Here is a 17616-nt window from a genome sequence, read left to right as displayed (position 1 = left end):
GTCGCAGTGGTCACATCAAGGCCATATCAGAAAGCTCGGGCCGGCCCTCTACGGGCCAACCCTGGCCACCATTTAACCCTTTGTCACCAGGCTCTCAGCCCCGCGTGGAGGCCATCTTGGAGACCAGGGCGGTAGAGCTGGGTGCCACCATCTTGCGTGGTCACGAACTGACCAAAATCGCGCAGAACGAGAACAGCGTGGTCGCAACGGCAGGGTCGCGACGACTGCGCAGCCGTTACCTTGTCGGCTGCGACGGCGGACGCAGCACAGTACGCGAGCTGCTCGGAATCGAGTTCCCCGGGCTGGCAGGACGATTGCGCATGGCAGTCGCGGATCTCACGCTGACCGGACCAGCACCGACCGAATGGTCGATACCGGAAATGTCTCCCCGCCAATCGGGCAAAGGCTATCTGGCCCCGATAGGGGGGAACACACACCGCTTTCTCTTCTACGGCCCCGAGCAGAGCGAGCTCGCCCAGGACGCACCGATCACCATCGACGAGGTGAACAGGGCACTAACCGCGTCCTTCGGCCCAGAGGTGACAGCGAAGGCAATCCGCTGGGGCTCTCGCTTCACAGACGCCTCACGGCAGGTCTCGACCTATCGTCACGGTCGCGTCCTGCTGGCCGGGGATGCCGCCCACATCCACTCACCGATGGGCGGGCAAGGTCTGAACCTCGGCGTGCAGGACGCCTTCAACCTAGGGTGGAAGCTCGCCGCCGAGATCAAGGGCCGAGCTGCGGACGGCTTACTCGATTCGTACCAGGCCGAGCGTCATCCTGTAGCCGCACGAGTGCTGGCGAATACCCGCGCCCAAGGCGTACTGCTCGTACCCGATGAAGAGAATCTGGCCCTTCGCGCGATCGTCGAACAGTTGCTGGAGCTGCCGGAGGCAAACATGCTCGTTGCCGGCATGATGTCCGGGCTCGATATCTGCTACCCGATGCCCGCGAGCCCGCACCCTCTCCTCGGGCGACGTCTGGCCGGCCTCGAGCAGACAGACGGGCGCGCCGTCCTGCTGGCCGCCCGGGACACTCTGCGCGCATCCGTCGCGCAGTGGTCTGATCACATCGACTTCGTAGTGACACAGCGAGACCTGGACGCGGACGCTGTCCTGGTGCGGCCCGATGGATACGTATGTTGGGCAGGCTCTGACGTCACCTCACTGATGGAGGCAGTCACACGGCAATGGGCACCGCGCGACCCATCGGTGACCTCTTAAGCCAACGCCAAGCACGCGGCAGGGCCGGCGGCAGCTTAGGCCGGCCGAGCGCACCAGGCCTGATGGCCGATCCCGTCCGGCCCGGTGCCGCTCGCAAGACGAAAAGCCAAGGAGTACCGCGATGAGCCACGCTGCAAGTTCGAGCCAGGCTCCCCTAGGCACTCGCCGTGCTGGTCACCTGCACCTACAGACGACCGTGACACCCGATGGTGCCTCCAAACAAGTCAAATCCCCCGGCCCACGCGGTTCCGTCGTCGCGGGAGCCCTCCGATTCGCCGGTGATGGTATCGCCGTCTGCGCTGACGCAGGCTCGGAAGCGCTGGGTGAATTGTGTTGTGGTGCGCCACATGTGCTGGGCGCCGTCGGTGAAGGTCATCCGATAGACGCGAGAGGATCCGCGTGAGTCGGAGTACAGGACCGTGTACTCCGGCCCGGCTTGATCACGTCCGACGATCCAGGTCGCCGCGTCGTCGTCGCCGAATTGCCTCATGACCAGGGCGGTGTTGTCCAGCCATTCGGCTACGACCCGGCCCTGGGCCCGGAATTGGGGAGTGGGCAGGAACTTCGTGCTGGACAGCGTCTCGGCCTCGGCCGAGCAGGGGCGATCACGTGCTGCGATCGCCTGACACCGGGGAGATGTGAATCTCGGTACTGAGAAGGTCGATCAACGCCGGAAACCGCTGCTGCAGCTCGGTCCGCCGCAGTTGCGCCATGTTGCTGTTGCCGCGGTTCACCTGACGGATGAGGCCCGCCTGGCGGAGTACTCGAAAGTGGTGCGTGAGCGTGGCTTTCGATACCGGCAGACCGAACGAGCTGCAGTGCCGTTCGGTTCCATCGGGCGCGGCCAGCACCACGCGGCGACGATGGCGGTCCGCCAATGCGGCGAACACCGTGCCCAGATCCATATTCTCCGGAGCCGGTTCATCGCTATCCGACACGGTGACACTGCGCCAGGGTGTCGGTGCTAGTGCCGTGTCACGCAACGTTCGGTAGGTAATCAAGCCGCCGGATTTTGGAGCCGACGGCGAAGTCGCGGACCGGTCCAGCATGCTGGTTGCGCCAGCGGATGTAGTCACCGATCACCGTGTCCTGCTCGTTGTGGCTGCGGTGATCGGTGCCGTTCAACGCGAAGTAGCGCAGGGCGGCGAACTCGCACTCGATTCTGTTCAACCAGGACGAGTAGGTCGGCAGGAACACCAGCTCCACTCCATTGGCGGCACACCATTCCCGCACTTCACGGCGCTTGTGGACCGAGTAGTTATCCAGGATCAGGTACAACTTCTCGCCGGGCCAGCGAGCTCGCAGCGTTTTGAGGAACGCCAGGAACTCGGTCCAGCGTTTGCGGTCGCGGATCCGGTAGTACAACTGGCCGCTGCGCAGGTCCAGGGCGCCGAACATGTGCCGCACACCGTGGGTCCGGTTGTAGGTCGCCCGCAATCGTTTCGGCCGCCGGCGAGTGAACCAGCCGCGGCCAGCGCGTGGCTGCAGATTCAGCGGCCCGAACTCGTCGACACAGACCACGCGCCCGTCGTCGGGCGGATGGTCATAGAGGTCGAGCACCCGGTTCATCTTCTCGGTGAACTCGGGATCGTTGCTGGCCTTCCATGTTTTGGTGGCCTGCCACGACACCCCGCCGGCTTTCAGGATTCGCCGCAGTGTTTCGCGGCTGATATCGGCGATCTCGTTGGCCCGCAATACATCCGCGAGTTTCGACAGACTCCATGTCGAGAACGGCCAGCCCAGATCACGGGGGCAGCACCGGGCGATTTGGCAGATCCGATCACGCGTCGCTTGATCGGTCTTCGCCGGCCGGCCCCCGCTCCATTTTGGGTCCAGAGCGTCGAAGCCCTTCTCGTTGAAGTCGTGGATCACTTGCCGCACATACGATTCCGATACCTGCATCAGCTTCGCGATGAACCCGACGGGCTGATGCTGCGCCGAGGCCATCACCACCACCGCACGGCGCATACGCACCGGCTGCTTGCTACGCCGGGCGATCTGGGCCAGCTTGCGGCCCTCCTCTGGCGTTACCGCTCTGACGAACACATCCGGCTTCCGAGCCACCGGCACCACCTCCACCGGCAGCATCGCCGGTCACACGCCGATGATCAACCCGCCACCCCGAGCCTGGGTTTCAGCATCAACATTCTTGGACGCGGCACTAGCTGGCATGGTTATGGTTCGCCTGTAGAAGGAGGTGAACTCCGGAGTGTGCAGGGGATCGGCCGGTATCCAATCGACTGGTCTCCCGACTGATGTCGAACTTCCTTGGCCATATCCCCGCTCGGGTGCAGCGCAGCTCGACGGTCTCGGAGCAACGAAATCCGGCGCGCATTACCGCTTCTGCGCGCCGGTCGGGACGCAGCGGGTGACCTGTCGCTCGGTCAGTAGTGGTACGACCTGGCCGAGCACGATTCGCTGGAAGTGCTCCGACGCGCAATGGTCGGTGAAGTCCTGTTCGGTGTCGTACTCCTCGACGATTACCACGACATTCTCCTCGATTCCCGTATGAACCGTATAGCCACGGCAGCCGGGTTCGCGCCGTGACGCCTCGGCCATCGGCCCGAGCAGTTCGACCACCCGGTTCCGATTCGGGGTCAGATACCGGGCCACCACAACGAAACTCATTTCTCTCCATGTCGTAGGCGGGACCGGGTCAGCGACCACAGCCCCGAATCGGAGGACGCGGCGGCCAGCGCGCCCATAGCCAGTGAGTGCGCCACTCCGTCGCGGTCGGTGACGAAACCGGCCGCCACGAACGGTGACATGACTTCCCGTGCCGTCGCGGACATCCACGGGATGATCGGCGCCGGCATCAGCTCGACCAGGTCGGGGCCGCTGCGCTTGACCGCTTCCAGGCTGCGGTTCAGGTTCGACCGATCGGTGACGAACACCTTGTGCATGGTCAGCATCGACAGCGCCCGTGCCCGTTCGATCGGGGCGACCCGGGTGCTGACCACCCCGGCCGCCCCGATTTCCTGCAGGAAGTCCACGCCGCCGCGATCGGTGGCCAGGCCGGGGCAGGAGTCGATGTTGACGAACACCAGCTTGTCCAGCCCGGCCAGCAGCGACACGATCTTCGGCAGCTGCCCGACCGGGACGGACGCCAGGATCCCAACACGGGACTGCGCCTGCACGAACTCCGGTACCCGGGCGGAACCGACCACCGAAGCACATACCGGGACGTCCTCGAACGCCGCCGTGATCCTCTCGTTCATAGCCTGCACGGTTTCACAGTGCCCGACAACACCGGCGGCCGGTCAGCTCGCCGCGTCGAGTGGGCTGGGCCCCAGCGTGCTCGGCAGGCCGAGTTTGCCGGGGTTGAACAGCCCGTTCGGGTCCAGCGCCCGTTTGACGTCGACGAAGGTGCCGAAGCCGGTGCCGAGCGCCTCCGGCAGGTACGGCCCGCGCAGCAGGCCCGAGCCGTGGTGGTGGCTGAGTGCGGCGCCGTGGCGCACGAGCACGGCGTTCGACGCGTCCCACACCGAGCGGTACCAGTGTCGCCGCTTGTCCGGTTCGACGTCGCCGCGCAGCGAGAAGTACAGGCATGCTCCGTCGGTGTAGGCATGCGATTGATGCGCAGACGCCGCGAGGGTGCCGGGCACGGCTTCGATCGCGGCCACGACCTCGTCGTAGATGGCGGGCAGCGCAGCCCACGAACCGGCCATCTCCAGCGTGTCGGCGACGAAGCCGGGCCCCGGAGTGAAGCCGTCTGCCGACTTGCCGACCAGCATCCGCTCGTCCAGCCAGCGTTGGAAAATGGACTGACCGTCCAGCTCGGATCCGGTCGCCGCGCATTCCTCGGCGCTGACCCGGATCATGGCGTCGACCAGCACCGGATCGCCCTCGTCCGCGATCAGCAGCAGGTTGGTGTCCGGATACCCGAAGTGGGTGCTGCTCTCCAGCTTGTCGTAGAGCCGCATAGCCGCCGGGGTCGCGCCGCGCTGCATGATGCGGCGGCAGGCATCCAGCCCGTCGGCGAACGTCTCGAACCCGTATGCAATCGCCTTCGCATACGTCGGCAGCGGGTGCGTGCGCAGCCGCACGGAGGTGATCACGCCGAGCGTGCCCTCCGACCCGACGAACAAGTGCCGCAGGTCAGGGCCGGTGGCCGCACGCGGGTAGTCGCCGAACCGGGCCAGCGTGCCGTCGGCGAGTACGACGTCGAGGCCGACGACCATGTCTTCGATCTTGCCGTAGCGGGTGGAGAGCTGGCCCGCGCCGCGGCAGGCCACCCAACCGCCCACCGTGGACATCGCGAACGCGGACGGCCAGTGCCCGGTGGTGGCGCCGTGGGTCTGCTGCAGTTCGGTCTCGAACACGTCGCCGAACATGCCCGCCTGCACTTCGACGAGCTGCGACTCGGCGTCGAAGGACACGATCTTGTCGAGGCGGCAGACATCCAGCACGACGCCGCCGTGCACCGGCAACGCGGCACCGGTGACGTTGCTGCGCCCGGCGGACACGGTCAGCGGCACCCCGTACTCGCTACACAGCCGCACCGCGGCCTGGATCTGTTCCACTGTGCTCACCTCGACGATCACCGCGTCCGGCGTCGCCGGGTTCCCCGCGGTCTCACCGATCATCGATCCAGCCCACCAGTCGCGTGTACGCAGCACGACCTCGTCGCGATCGGTGTACACGGCGTCCGCCGCCACGCGCAATGCCTCGGTCAAGCCCGCGGGCACGGCCACGACTGACGCCTGCAGCGACGCCTCGCCCCGGCCCGGGGGCGTGCGGGCGCCCCAGCGCGGAGGCGTCGGAGCACCGACGATGTAGTTGCCGCGGTTGAACGGGTGGGTGATGGTCTGACGGCTGATCATGCGTTGTCTCCCAACAGAATCGACTTCTCCCGGGCGACGTCCGCCCGGTATTCCTCCACTTGCGCCGCCACCACGTCCGGGGCGAGGCCGAGTTCGGCGCCGAGCAGCTCGCCCACCAGCGGTGCGGCCTCGACCGAGGCGTCCCGGGCGAACAAGCGCAGCCGCGTCCGCCGCGACAGCACGTCGTCCACCGATCGCGCCAGCTCCGACCGAGCCGCGAACACCACCTCGGCCTTGATGTGCGGCTGTCCCGGGATGAGCGGCTCGCCCAGCGCCGGGTCCTCGTCGATGAGCGCGCTCACGAACCGCGCCTCGGTGCCGTAGCGTCCCCCGAGATGCGCGGCGATACCGCCGGTCGCGGCGGTCGCCTCCGCGTCGTAGCCGGCGCCGCCCAGCAGCGGCAGGTTCTTGGTGCGGCAGCGGGCTTTGCGGTCCAGCAGCCCGAGTGCCTTGTCCACCACCAGCTCGCCCATATGCCGGCTGGTGGTGAGTTTGCCGCCGGTCACGGTGACCATGCCTGCGGTGACGGTGATGTGGTGGTCGCGCCGCATGTCCAGCGTCGCGCCCTCCTTGCCGCCCACCAGCGGGCGCAGGCCCGCGTAGCTGCCCAGTACGTCGCCGGCGTCCAGCTTGGTGTCGAAGGCGATGGTGGCGCCTTCGAGCAGGAACTCCATCTCCTCGCGGGTGCAGTGCACGTCGTCGGCCGAGCCGTGGTAGTCGGTGTCGGTGGTGCCGACCACGACGGCATCGCCCCAGCGGGTGCAGGTCGCCCGCCGCGCGCGGCCCGGAATGGGCACGGTGACCGTGCAGTCGTTGCGGATCTTCGACCACGGCAACACGATGTGCACACCCTTGGCCGGGCGCACCTGCGGCTGGTGTCCCGGGTCGGCCATGCCGTCCACCCGGTCGGTCCACACCCCGGTCGCGTTGACCACGACCCGGGCGCGGACATCGATCCGCTCGCCATTGGCCTCGACCGTCGCACCGGTGACCCGCCCGCCTGCGGTGCGCAGGCCGGTCACCTCCGCGCCGTTGACGACCGCAGCGCCGAGCCGGGCCGCGCTGCGCACGATCGCCAGCGTCAGCCGGGCGTCGTCGGCGCGGCTGTCGTAGTACATCAGCCCGCCCTCGAGGTTTTCCGAGCGCAACGTCGGCGCGTGGGCCAGCACCTCGTTGACGGTCAGCCGCTGGTGCAGCTTGCCGATCCGCCAACCGCCCGCGAGATCGTAGGTCCACAGCAGACTCTCGAAGGCACGCGCGATCCGGGCATCGAACACCCCGTCTTTGGCCAGGATCGGGAACAGAAAAGGCAAGCGCTGCACCAGATGTGGGGCGTTGCGCCGGAATCGCTGGCGCTCCAGCAACGAATGCCGGACCAGGTCGAGATTGCCCTGTTCGATGTAGCGCAACCCGCCGTGCACCATCTTCGACGATTTCGACGATGTCCCGGACGCGAAGTCGTCGCGCTCCACCAGGGCCACCGAAAGGCCGCGGGAGGCGGCGTCCAGGGCGGTGTAGGCGCCGGTGACGCCGCCGCCGATCACCAGCATGTCGAATGTGCCGGTGTCGAGTCCGGTCAGCGCGGCGCGGCGGTCCAGCCGCAGTTGTGCACCCGGGGTCGCCCGCGCGGCGACGGCGTTCGGCCGTCTCGACGGCAGTGTGAACATGAGTTGGTCTCTCCATTCCGGACAGGGCCCAGGCGTGACCGGACCCGAAACTTCTTTCAGGACAACGAGAGCGCGAGCACGTCCTGCCAGCGCGCCCGCAGTTCCCGGCGATCGGCCTCGGCCAAGCTGGGTTCGAACACCTGGCCCGGCTCCTGGTCGGCGACGGCATGAGCCAGCGAGGGCCAGATGCCCAGCCGGGTACCGGCGAGGTAGGCGGCGCCGCGCAGGCTGGCGGTCGCCGAATCCGCCACCCGTTCGATGGGGATTGCGGTGAAGTCAGCCTGGCTCTGAAGCAACGCATCGCTCGCGGCCAGCCCGCCGCCCACCCGCAGCCGGGTCATCGGCCGGTTCATGGTCGTCCGCAGGGCGTCGACGGTATCGCTCACCGCGTGCGCGATACCGTCGATCACCGTGCGGGCCAACATTTCTCGCGTGGTGGCCAGGCTCAACCCGACCAGCAGCCCGCGCGCGCCGGGGCGTTGTACCGGTGTGCGGAGCCCGGCCAGCGTGGGCACGAACCAGGTGCGGTCGCTGCTCGGCACGGTCGCGGCCAGCGCGCTGATCTCGGCTGCGGAGGCGAACAGACCCAGATCCTCGGTCAGCCACCGCAGCGCGGACCCCGTGGTCGAACTGTAGGCCTCGAGGCTGAACCGGCTGTGTCCCGCGCTGCGCCAGCCGACCAGGCACAGCACACCGTCCAGCTCGCCGAGACGCGCCGGCGGCTCGTCGCCGGCGAGGGCACCCACGAATGTGCCGGTTCCGTGCACGCAGGTGCCCTGCCCCGGCGTGAGCGCGCCGAGGGCGATCAGCGACGCGTGCTGGTCGCCCATGACCGCCGCGATCGGCACGCGGATGCCGAGCAGATCCGGGTCGGTGTGGCCGAAATCGCCGTCGTCGTCGAGTGGCGGCGGCGCCAGTTCTGCGGGAAAACCCAACTGCGCCAGCCATTTCGGGTCCCAGGCGTGCTCGCGCAGCCGGTATCCGCCGAACGCGACGGCGTTGGTCGCCGAGATGGCGTACCGTGCGCGGCCGCTGAGGTGCCACACCAGCCAGGTGTCCACCGATCCGAAAAGCACACGATCGGTGGGGATGTCGAGCTCTTCGAGCCGCCGGGCGGCCCAGAGGAACGGGGCGCGGGTGCCGACCGGGCGGCCGGTGCTCGGCCACAGGATCGGATCCCACTGCGGAGCCAGCTGTGCCAGTTCGGCGGCGTATCGGCTGTCCTGCCATACCACGGCCGGGGCCAGCGGGCGCCCGGTCACGCGGTCCCACAGAATCGCGGTCGCCCGCTGGGTGCATATCGACATACCAGCGATCTCGACGCCGTTGTCCCGCGCCCAGGCCACCGCCCGACCCGCCACACCGACCGTGCGCTGCAACAGTTGCTCCGCATCCTGCTCGACCCGGGACGGCTCGGGGTGTACGACATCGACGGCGGCATAGAATGACGGCCCGCAGCTGCCGTCCTCGCCGACGATGGCAGCCCGTGTCCCAGTGGAACCCTCGTCGACGGCCAGGATCCCGCGCCGCATCATGCCGCGCTCCCGGCGAACCGCAGGTCGATCGGCTCGTCGTCGGGATCGATGCCGCTGCGCGTCGGGTCCCAGCGTACGAGCAGGCAGCAGACCAGGCCGAGCAACGGCACCACCGCGAGCAGTGCGATCGTGGGTCCGAGCCCCATCGCCTCCTTGATCTGCGGGAAAACGTACAACCCGATGACGCTGCCGAAGCTGCCCAGCATCCCGGTCACGCCGGTGCCGAGGGTCCGGATGTCACTGCGGTAGGACAACGCCGCGATCGACTTGCCGTTCGCACCCGGCCCCGCCGAGTGGAAGAAGATGAACAGCAACGGCAGCAGGAACCCGACGGTGATCGGTAGCTTGCCGAACCCGAGCCCCATCACCAGCAGGATGGAGAACGTGAAGCCGTAGCCGATCGCGGAGCTGACCCGCAACCCGATCTTGCGGCCGAAGTACGCCGACAGCGCACCGCCGATGATCCCCGCGGCATTGAAGATCATTGACCCGAACGTGGCCCGCTCGAACTTCTCCCCGAAGATCGCCAGGCTGATCACCGGCAGGTACCAGCCGACCGCGAAGTACTGCATGGACTGGGTCAGCGAGATCGCCGTGGACAGGAAGGTACGCGGCAGATAGGGCTGCCGGAACAGCACGCCCGCCTGCCGGAAACCGATCTTCGGCTCCCGGATCGGACTGCCCTGGTCGGTGGTTCCCGCCGTTACCTGGAAACCGTAGATCCGGCGCAGGCTGTGAACCGCCTCGGGCAGTCGTCCCTTGGCCGCGAGCCACGACGGGCTCTCCGCCAGGAAGACGCTCTGCAGGATCAGCAACGCGATCGCGAAGACCCCGGCCGAACCGACCGACCACCGCCAGATCTCCAGCGTCACGCCGAGTTGGTAAAAGGCAAGTGTCAGCGCCAAATTCACCGTGGTGGCCACGTACCAGACGGACTGCCACAGGTTCAGCCGCCCCTGCATCTTCGCCGGGGTGTACTCGGCGAGCAGGGCCATCGCCACCGCGAAGTCGACGCCGTAGGCGACCCCGACCAGCCCGCGCCCCAGCCAGACCGCATCGAAACTGCCGGCGGTAGCGGTCAGCACCGCACCCAGCGCCGCGACGGCCTTCGCGGCGATCAGCGGTTTGACGCGGCCGATCCGGGCGGCCAGCCAGCCGCCCGCCGGATTGAACACGATGGCGACAGCGGGAGCTGTCGCGGTGAGCACGCCGACCTGGGCTGCGCTCAGCGTCAGCTCCTTGGTCATCGGCGACAGTCCCGCCCCGAGCGCGGCGTTCGAATAGGCGTCCAGGAACAGCCCGCCCAGCGCCAGGTACCACAGCAGATTCGCCTTGCGCGGTAACTTCGGCAGGCTGTTGATCAGCGCGGTTACCTGCGACATGCTCGAAATCGATCGCGGCGTTGCGACCGTCGATGAACTCATGGACCGCCAACTTTCTGCGCTGGCTGTCAGCGATCCGACACAAAAAACAGACACGACGAAGACCGCTGACAGTGGCTCTTCGTCTATGCCTGTCTGGAATACAAAGGCTAAGCCTGAGATCCAGAACACGTCAAGGGAATCCCCGGATCCGGGGGCGGAGTACCCTGGATCGAGGTTTTCGGCCATAATCGGCCCACGGCAACGGCGGCCTCACCAACCATCAGCAACTGGGACTACCCGCGCGGCGAGGCCAGCGCGGCGCTGATTGTCGGCTTCGCGAGTTGCTGTTCCCGGCGCTGGACTGGGATCTGGATCGCTATCGGTCGACGACGATGTTCACCGTCCTCCTCGACACGGACAGCGGCTACAACGGGGACCAGGACCAGGCACCCGGGCGGTAGGTGCTCGGATGCTGGCAGGTGGCGCGGTGAAAGGCCGCCGCGAGGCATTCACGCGGCGTCGCCGACGGTGCGGGTGGCTAGGGTGATCGCCGCGGTTGAGTTTGACCACCCCGGAGTGGGCCCCAGTCGAAGCGGGCACCATTGTGCTGGTCGTTGCGCCCACAACAGGGTGGCTTGGCTACTTGATGGCCGTTTTCTCGCTGATCACTACTGGTTCGGCGGCGGGCCATTGCATGGGACCGCCGGAAACCACGCAGGAGCGGCCGGGCACACTGGTCGGCACCGCGATCGGTGCGGTCGCCGGCATCGGCATCGGCTTCGTCCTCGTGGTCGGGAGGCGGGCAGCTTGACCGAGCGGTCGTATCATCGTGATGCTCCGGAATCCAGCACCCCTGGTCGTACTGTCCGTGCCGGTCGGGCCGGTGCTGGTCAGGTGGGTGTGGGTGGTTCGGCGCCGGGGTGCATGACGGCGTGCCACTACGATTCGAGCCGACTCGGCTCGGGCCAGTGCACCACTGGCACGTCATCATCGGAACCGGGGGGTGATGGTGGGTGTGTTCGTATGTCGTTTTCCCGGCCGGTGAGCGGGTCTGTCACTGCGTGGTTCGCGTGGGGGTTGCTGTCATGGCGCACCTCGGAATCCCTGGCCCGGTGCCCGAAAACCGCTTCAGCGCTTCGTCATTGGCGGCCGGTCCGCGCTCGCACAATTTGCCATGACCGCGGCGTTGCTGGTGTCGGGGCCCGTACCTGACAGCGCAGAGCCTCGACCTCCGCGTCACCATCGACGAACTGCCCTGACCAGCCGCCTCCTGCCGGCAGGGGAAGAAACAGCGATGGCCTGCCTGTCCCCGAGCTCGACACCTGAGTTCGCGCGAAATCACTCGAAGACCGCCCCTGAAAATCGGGGGCTGCCTTCGTGAATTATGCGCCGCTACAGTGGGTGTCGGGTCCGGCTGATGAAGGAGAGTTGACATACGCATGGCGCAACGGATGACGGTCGGCCTGGGCGTCGCCGCCCTGATCTCGGCCGGACTCGGGGTGCTCGCCCCGCAGGCCAGCGCTTGGAACGTCAGGGACGTGGCCCCGGGGCTTACGTGCGGGGACGACTTCTACTGCCACAACAGCACCGACGACGTGTATTACGTGACCGCGCGGGTGACCTGCTCGATCGGCGGCGGCGTCCACGAGACCCGCAGCCGCATCGGCCGCGGTCTAACCGAGCGGGTGAAAACCGACTGCCCGAGCTACAACAAGCCGGGCGGATACCACACCGAGTCGACCATGGACAAAGACGGCTGGCACCACAGGCGGGTCGAGGATCCCGACACCCGGGAGCAGACCTTCCCGGTCGGCGTCGAATACCTGCACGCCGAGACCGGGCCCGACGCCGTACCCGCGCCTTCGGGTTCCGCGGGCTGATCCGGAGGCTCGCGCGGTGGGCGCTCCAGTAGCAGGATCTCGACCATCTGCGTGCGCTGGAGACCCTGCTCCGGCGGCGGCATCGACGTGCAATGCACCGTGTTTCCAGTGCGTGAACATGCCCGGATAGACCGAAGCGATCTCAACGAGTTGCCTCCGGGCCTATGCCCGCCGCACCCTGATTCCGCCTTGCTCAGAGCCGCTGCGCCACCAGCCTTTCGGCGTGATCGCGTTCAGGCTCGAGCCGATCGCAACCGATGTGGCGGGACCGCATGGCGGTCTCGGTCTATGGGGAAAGCAACACTGTTCATCGATGTCATGGGCTTTCCGCACATCTGTGACAGGTGCGGAAGCGAGCAACAGTGGGTGTGGGCAGTTGAAGCGCGTGCGCTCGGACGAGACGGCATGGTCGAAGCGATCGCGACCGACCAAGAACTTCCCGTGCACATCGCGCGCAGCGTGCTGACGGCAGCCGGCCGACCCGACGCCGCGACGCTACTGGGAAAACGGCGTGAGCGCGGGCGCAGCTTCAACCCGAACATCTGCGCGAACTGCGGACGCCAGGAATGCTGGCATTCATTCGAAAGTGTCGTCGTCACAGGTGCTCACGCTCCTCGTGCGCCGATTGCCAGCGCGCCCCATCCTGTCGTGGAATGGCGCCAGCTCATGTCGTCGCTGCGCAACTACGAATGTTGGTACGTCGGCCGGTGACCATGGCGGCCGACCTGATCGTCAGGACTCAACGCCCAGGGCACAACGTGCTCACCCGACGATTGGCTACCACCAGGAGTTTGCCCGATGGGCTCACTCCCAGAACTGATTAGGCGTAGATGTATCCCATGGTGTTGAATTCCTTTGTGTCGGCGGACTTTTAGGCAATGATTTCCTGAACCAAGTACCGGATGCTCTCACACACCACCGACAGCCTTCCGCCCGCCGAACGCATCTTTTCGCAGGTAGAGCGGTCGGTTTGCTTTCTGGGACCTCGGGACGCTCACGTCGGAGGTCGCCACCAATCCAGAGATGACCTCCACAGCAAAGCATTTCGGCCGCAAAACCTCACTAACGCCAGCTTCCGGTCAACTGGACCCCGTGCGCCGTGTCCAGCGAAGGGCTCGACGAGGAGGCCTTTCAGATCACTGCGCTCGCCGCCGTGCTCGAACGCACGGCGTACATGGTCGGCGATCCGGGCGCGCTGTCGGAGTATCCGCACTACCGCACGGTCCACGCCGACGGCACTGCTGCGCAAGCAGGCGGCGTTGTCTGGCTGCCCGACGCACTGGGCCCGGAGTTGATCATTCGCGCGATCGGCGCGGCCACCATCGCGATCACCGGAAAGATCCCCGTCACCGGCGACGGCGCTACGGCACCGGCTTGCTGCTCGACCCGCGGCACGTACTCACCAACCAGCACGTCGTGAACGACATGAAGGTCGACGACGAGCCTGTTCTCGGCAACCGCACGGCCAGGCAACAGCGGCGGCCCCATCGTCGCGCAGGACGGGCGGGTCATCGGCATCGTCACCCAATCCTTCGAGACCAGCGACGATTCCACCGCCGAGCGTGATGAAGACTCACCCGCGCCCATCGCCACCTCCCCGTTCTATGCCGACGTTCCGACCCCGCAGATTCAGAAGGCCCTCGCCGACTTGGGATTCGGTGCCTTGCTCAACATCGAAACCTGGCAGACCCCAGCCCGCTGAGGAATCACGCCAGTCCCACGAGCCTGCCAACACCGACCGGACTGGCCCCGATCGATCGGGGCCGGGCGGCGGCGTCTGTCCCAACGCATCTCCGCCTCCTGGCCCACCTGCCGCTCCGGCCCAGCAGATTCGTATGACGGGTCATTCGATGTGGTCGCGGGTGGTGATAGCGTCGGCGTGCGCGGCTATGGCATCGATGCGGTCGAGCAGGTCGTCGAGTTCGTCGTTGACCGCCTTCATTCGCCACCTGGCGGCTATCCCGCGCTCGTACCAGTCGGTGTAGAGGTCCGGGCCCGCGCCTGGCACGGGCGGGGCCAGCAAGTGGCCGGTGGCGATCTCGGCGACGGCATCGGGCGCCAGTGGCTCGAGTTTCGTCGATGTAGCCGTGCGCCAGGCCGCGCTCGTCGAACCCGCACAGCAGCGGCTGCGCCGCGTACCGGCCGGGGAACTGCTGCGGCACATACACTTCCGCCTCTGCGTCCTCCGTGCGTGCGGCGGCCTCGCCGATCTCGGTGAGGAGTCGCTCGAGGGCGATGTGGCCGGTGGCGGCGGGTGCGTGGGTGGCGATGGTGGCCCAGCGGGAGAACACCCGCACCGGGCAGGCCGCGGTGCCGGTGGCGGGCAGGACCAGCAGCGGTTGCGCACCCACGGTGACGGCCTGCTCGGTGAGGGTGATCTCGGCCTGGCTCAGGGCCGCGATCTGGTGCCAGGACAGCCCTTCGGTAGCCAGCAGCAGGATGACCGCGTCGCGGCGGCCGGTCAACGCGTCGGGCCAGCCCGTGACCGGCAGCCGCGCGATGAGCGCGTCCGCGTGCGTACGCAGGCCCGACAGGCGTTGCGCGCGTCCGGGATTGAGCGCACGGCGCACCGCTTCGGCGGCACCCGGAATCGGCAATCGCTTGGCCTTGTGGGCGGCGTTGAGGGCGCTGACGCGGCCGCGCTGGGTGGCCGGGGTGGCCGGTTCTCGGCGAGGTAGGCCGGCACGGTGTCGGCGGTGGCGGGCAGCGCGGGCAGCTCCGCGGCCGCCGCCCAGCACACGAACTGCCGCCACTCCCGCGCCTGCTCACCCCGCAGGCCCGGAATCCGCACCGGGGCAACCGATCTACTACCGGTGAGGGGCAGGTATTCGAAGTCTGCGCTATTCGATTCCGTGTGGTCACTGGTAGGTGTCATGGTGTCCTGGTTGCTGGGTGCAGATCAATGGGTGTCATCGGCCCGTTCAGTGTGCGTCTACATCCACCACTTCACCTTGTGGACGGATGACATGGCGAGACAGGTCAGCCCCTGCCATCGGCGCATCCGATTGTCGTCCAGGTCTGGCCGGAGAGCGCGGCAATGGTGCCCGGGAGCGCCAGCCGCTCTGCATCAGAGCCATACAGGTGCAATGCCGCCTTACACGAGGTAAGCATGAATCTGAACCTGCAGGTCCGTCGCGTATTCGGAGTCGGCCGGCAAATCCTGGGCCGGGCTACGCCACTTGTCGATCCCGATGTCGCGCACATGGGTCCGATCCCGCCATCGCTAACGTCATTGACTGACCTGGGCCGCGCTAGAGATTGCACACCCCTGGAGGAGATGTCCAAGATCGGTGCCGTGTTCGGAGTCGACCCTGTCGTCCTGACCCAATCGGTGAACAGCAGGGCTACGCGTGGCCGGCGTCCGGCTTCGTCGTGAGCATCGAGTCCATCATCGTTTCGATGAGATGGTTCGGATCCACGTACAGATCGTCCCCGCCGTGCCAGTGAGCAGCGTTGAAAGCCCTGGGACGACCGGGCCAGCCCGTGGCCCGCGCCCTGGTGTCGTTGCGAGCGTTGATGGCGTCCTAGTCCCCCCATCCAATGATATTGCGCCGCAAACGATCTCCCGAGCACGTAGCAGAGCGTTCGCTATGAACGTCCCACACCGACGCTTGAAAAACAAGGCGACCGAATGAGCCCCGCAGAGGTCGCGGATGCCGCGCGCCCAGTCCAGATTCAGCGGCCGGAACCCCGGCCCCGACTCGCCGCCGACGATGACCCAGTCGATATCGGTCAGCTCAAGGCTGGGCAGTGGTCCGAGTAGTGGCTCACACGACAAGAATCGGACCGCCGCCGGAGTCCGACGCAGTTCGTCAGCGCGCCAACAGTATTCGTCGCTCTCGATCGACGTTCCCAGCCACACGTTCGGCAAGGGCCATGTCGCGTTGACGGCAAGCCAGTCGAAGACGTCGTCTCCGCCATTCCCGTCGTCGAACAGCATCGATTGCGCCATCAACTCACGGAAATCCGCGCGCGCCAACAGCTTCGCCAAGCGCCGGGGACGCTTGGTCAGCACCTGGAATTGCTGCTGGTGCGCGACCGCCATGACCGCGAAGATTCGGGCGATGTCGGTGTCGCTGACGCGGGCATGGGCGATGTCGGACATGCTGTTCACGAACACTTTTCGTGGTGTCCGCCACCGCAACGGCTCGGTCATCACGTCGGCATGCACGGCCACACCGAACCCAGAGCCAGAAGTTCGAAGATCACCGTCGGTCTGGTATTTCGCGGCACCCATCGCTTTGAGGCGCTTCGCCATCTTCAGCGCATAGCAGTTGTCGCAGCCGACGCTGATCCGATCACAGCCGGTGATCGGATTCCAGGTCACCTCCGTCCACTCGATACTTGAGGCGCTCATGCCGCAGCCCCTGCGGTCGCAGAGTCCACGAATGCGCCGCGAACGATGGTCACGATGGCCTTCTCGCCAAGTCCTGACCGTTGACAACCGGCAGAAGCGATCGTTGAAATAGTCCGGCGATGATCGAACCTGACCCCCAACTCGAAGAAGAACTTACCGCCGCTCACAGCCTTTATCCGATTGGCGACCATGTGATCGGAGCGGTCACGCTGATTCCGCGACCTGGCGCCATCGGGCTGTTCGTCGACTTGGGCCATCCACCAACCGGATTCGTCGATGCCCTGAATCTGCCGCTTTCCTCCGACCAATGGCCGACCGTCGGCGCGGTGACCGAATTCGAGGTCCTCCAGCACAATCGCGGTCAGGTTCGCCTCTGGCCTCTCGATCCCACCTTCCGATCGAGCACAACGAGCTTCCCGGCCATGAGCGAGTCCGAATGGTTCTCCGCCAAGAACCGCCACCCCATCGGCTCCGAGGTCACCGCCGAGATCACTGACGTCTTCCCCATCAACCGCGAATACTTCGTCGCATTCGATGGCCTCTGGTCCGGCCTGTTCTGGTCCGGCGCGCCACCCATCGTCGGCACGACCGCTCAGTTCATCGTCGATCGACATCTCGACGCGACCCGACGAATTCGGCTGCGCAGCACCTGACAAACCCAACAACACCCCATGAGGTGCCTGAAGATCTTCGGACAGTGCCCCCAAAGTAGAATTTGGGGAACTGAACGGAGTTGTTTGTGGCACAGAAGAAGTCGCCGAAGTCGC

17 protein-coding genes are annotated in these 17616 nt (G+C 66.7%); 7 read left to right on the top strand and 10 right to left on the bottom strand.

The window, feature by feature from the left end; all coding sequences use genetic code 11:
* Positions 1–104 precede the first annotated feature (104 nt).
* A complete protein-coding gene (locus AB0L60_RS41900; RefSeq protein WP_364626354.1) occupies positions 105–1223 on the top strand; it encodes an FAD-dependent monooxygenase in 1119 nt (372 codons plus the stop codon).
* A gap of 605 nt (positions 1224–1828) precedes the next feature.
* Here the strand turns inward: AB0L60_RS41900 and AB0L60_RS41895 are convergent.
* The 8 genes from AB0L60_RS41895 to AB0L60_RS41860 all read right to left on the bottom strand — a co-directional run bounded on the left by AB0L60_RS41895 (position 1829) and on the right by AB0L60_RS41860 (position 10801).
* Entirely contained in the window at positions 1829–2128 is a 300-nt protein-coding gene (locus AB0L60_RS41895) for a helix-turn-helix domain-containing protein (RefSeq protein ID WP_364626351.1), read from the bottom strand.
* A gap of 70 nt (positions 2129–2198) precedes the next feature.
* Complete coding sequence (locus AB0L60_RS41890; protein WP_364626348.1) at positions 2199–3311, bottom strand: IS630 family transposase; 1113 nt, start codon at positions 3309–3311, stop codon at positions 2199–2201.
* 246 nt (positions 3312–3557) lie between these two features.
* Positions 3558–3851, bottom strand: a complete 294-nt coding sequence (locus tag AB0L60_RS41885) for an antibiotic biosynthesis monooxygenase family protein (protein WP_364626345.1) — start codon at positions 3849–3851, stop codon at positions 3558–3560.
* Positions 3848–4441 (bottom strand): glycerol-3-phosphate responsive antiterminator, encoded by a 594-nt coding sequence (locus AB0L60_RS41880; protein WP_364626342.1) that lies wholly within the window; start codon positions 4439–4441, stop codon positions 3848–3850. The genes AB0L60_RS41885 and AB0L60_RS41880 overlap by 4 nt, the downstream gene beginning before the upstream one ends.
* Before the next feature lie 42 nt (positions 4442–4483).
* Complete coding sequence (locus AB0L60_RS41875) at positions 4484–6046, bottom strand: FAD-binding oxidoreductase (RefSeq protein ID WP_364626339.1); 1563 nt, start codon at positions 6044–6046, stop codon at positions 4484–4486.
* On the bottom strand, positions 6043–7713 hold the full coding sequence (locus AB0L60_RS41870; RefSeq protein WP_364626336.1) for a glycerol-3-phosphate dehydrogenase/oxidase: 1671 nt from the start codon (positions 7711–7713) through the stop codon (positions 6043–6045). Before AB0L60_RS41870 ends, AB0L60_RS41875 begins: the two co-directional genes overlap by 4 nt.
* 56 nt (positions 7714–7769) lie before the next feature.
* Positions 7770–9248, bottom strand: a complete 1479-nt coding sequence (locus AB0L60_RS41865) for an FGGY-family carbohydrate kinase (RefSeq protein WP_364626333.1) — start codon at positions 9246–9248, stop codon at positions 7770–7772.
* Positions 9245–10801 (bottom strand): MFS transporter, encoded by a 1557-nt coding sequence (locus AB0L60_RS41860; RefSeq protein ID WP_364626330.1) that lies wholly within the window; start codon positions 10799–10801, stop codon positions 9245–9247. Before AB0L60_RS41860 ends, AB0L60_RS41865 begins: the two co-directional genes overlap by 4 nt.
* Positions 10802–11168: 367 nt before the next feature.
* On the opposite strand from AB0L60_RS41860, the gene AB0L60_RS41855 reads away from it, so the two are divergent.
* From AB0L60_RS41855 to AB0L60_RS41830, 6 genes are all read left to right on the top strand, one after another.
* Positions 11169–11423, top strand: coding sequence for a hypothetical protein (locus AB0L60_RS41855; protein WP_364626328.1), 255 nt, complete (start codon positions 11169–11171; stop codon positions 11421–11423).
* A 628-nt stretch (positions 11424–12051) separates the two neighbouring features.
* Positions 12052–12492 carry a hypothetical protein gene (locus AB0L60_RS41850; RefSeq protein ID WP_364626325.1) on the top strand — a complete coding sequence of 147 codons (441 nt, stop codon included), beginning with the start codon at positions 12052–12054 and terminating at the stop codon, positions 12490–12492.
* 405 nt (positions 12493–12897) lie between these two features.
* Positions 12898–13203, top strand: coding sequence for a hypothetical protein (locus AB0L60_RS41845; protein ID WP_364626322.1), 306 nt, complete (start codon positions 12898–12900; stop codon positions 13201–13203).
* Between the two features lie 388 nt (positions 13204–13591).
* The gene (locus AB0L60_RS41840; RefSeq protein ID WP_364626319.1) at positions 13592–13912 is read left to right on the top strand and encodes a hypothetical protein; all 321 of its coding nucleotides are present in this window, start codon (positions 13592–13594) and stop codon (positions 13910–13912) included.
* Between the two features lie 24 nt (positions 13913–13936).
* Positions 13937–14194: a trypsin-like serine protease gene (locus AB0L60_RS41835; RefSeq protein ID WP_364626357.1), complete on the top strand. Its 258-nt coding sequence runs from the start codon at positions 13937–13939 to the stop codon at positions 14192–14194.
* 328 nt (positions 14195–14522) lie between these two features.
* Positions 14523–15170: a hypothetical protein gene (locus tag AB0L60_RS41830; RefSeq protein WP_364626316.1), complete on the top strand. Its 648-nt coding sequence runs from the start codon at positions 14523–14525 to the stop codon at positions 15168–15170.
* A 710-nt stretch (positions 15171–15880) separates the two neighbouring features.
* On the opposite strand, the gene AB0L60_RS41825 is transcribed toward AB0L60_RS41830, so the two are convergent.
* Together AB0L60_RS41825 and AB0L60_RS41820 are read right to left on the bottom strand one after the other, a co-directional pair.
* Entirely contained in the window at positions 15881–16849 is a 969-nt protein-coding gene (locus AB0L60_RS41825) for a phage Gp37/Gp68 family protein (protein WP_364626313.1), read from the bottom strand.
* The coding region (locus tag AB0L60_RS41820; RefSeq protein ID WP_364626311.1) for a hypothetical protein at positions 16846–17616 on the bottom strand (771 nt) is incomplete at its 5' end. The genes AB0L60_RS41825 and AB0L60_RS41820, both read right to left, overlap by 4 nt.

This window comes from Nocardia sp. NPDC051981 (assembly GCF_040680715.1).
GTDB lineage: Bacteria > Actinomycetota > Actinomycetes > Mycobacteriales > Mycobacteriaceae > Nocardia.
This window is presented reverse-complemented; position numbering and strand designations above follow the sequence as displayed.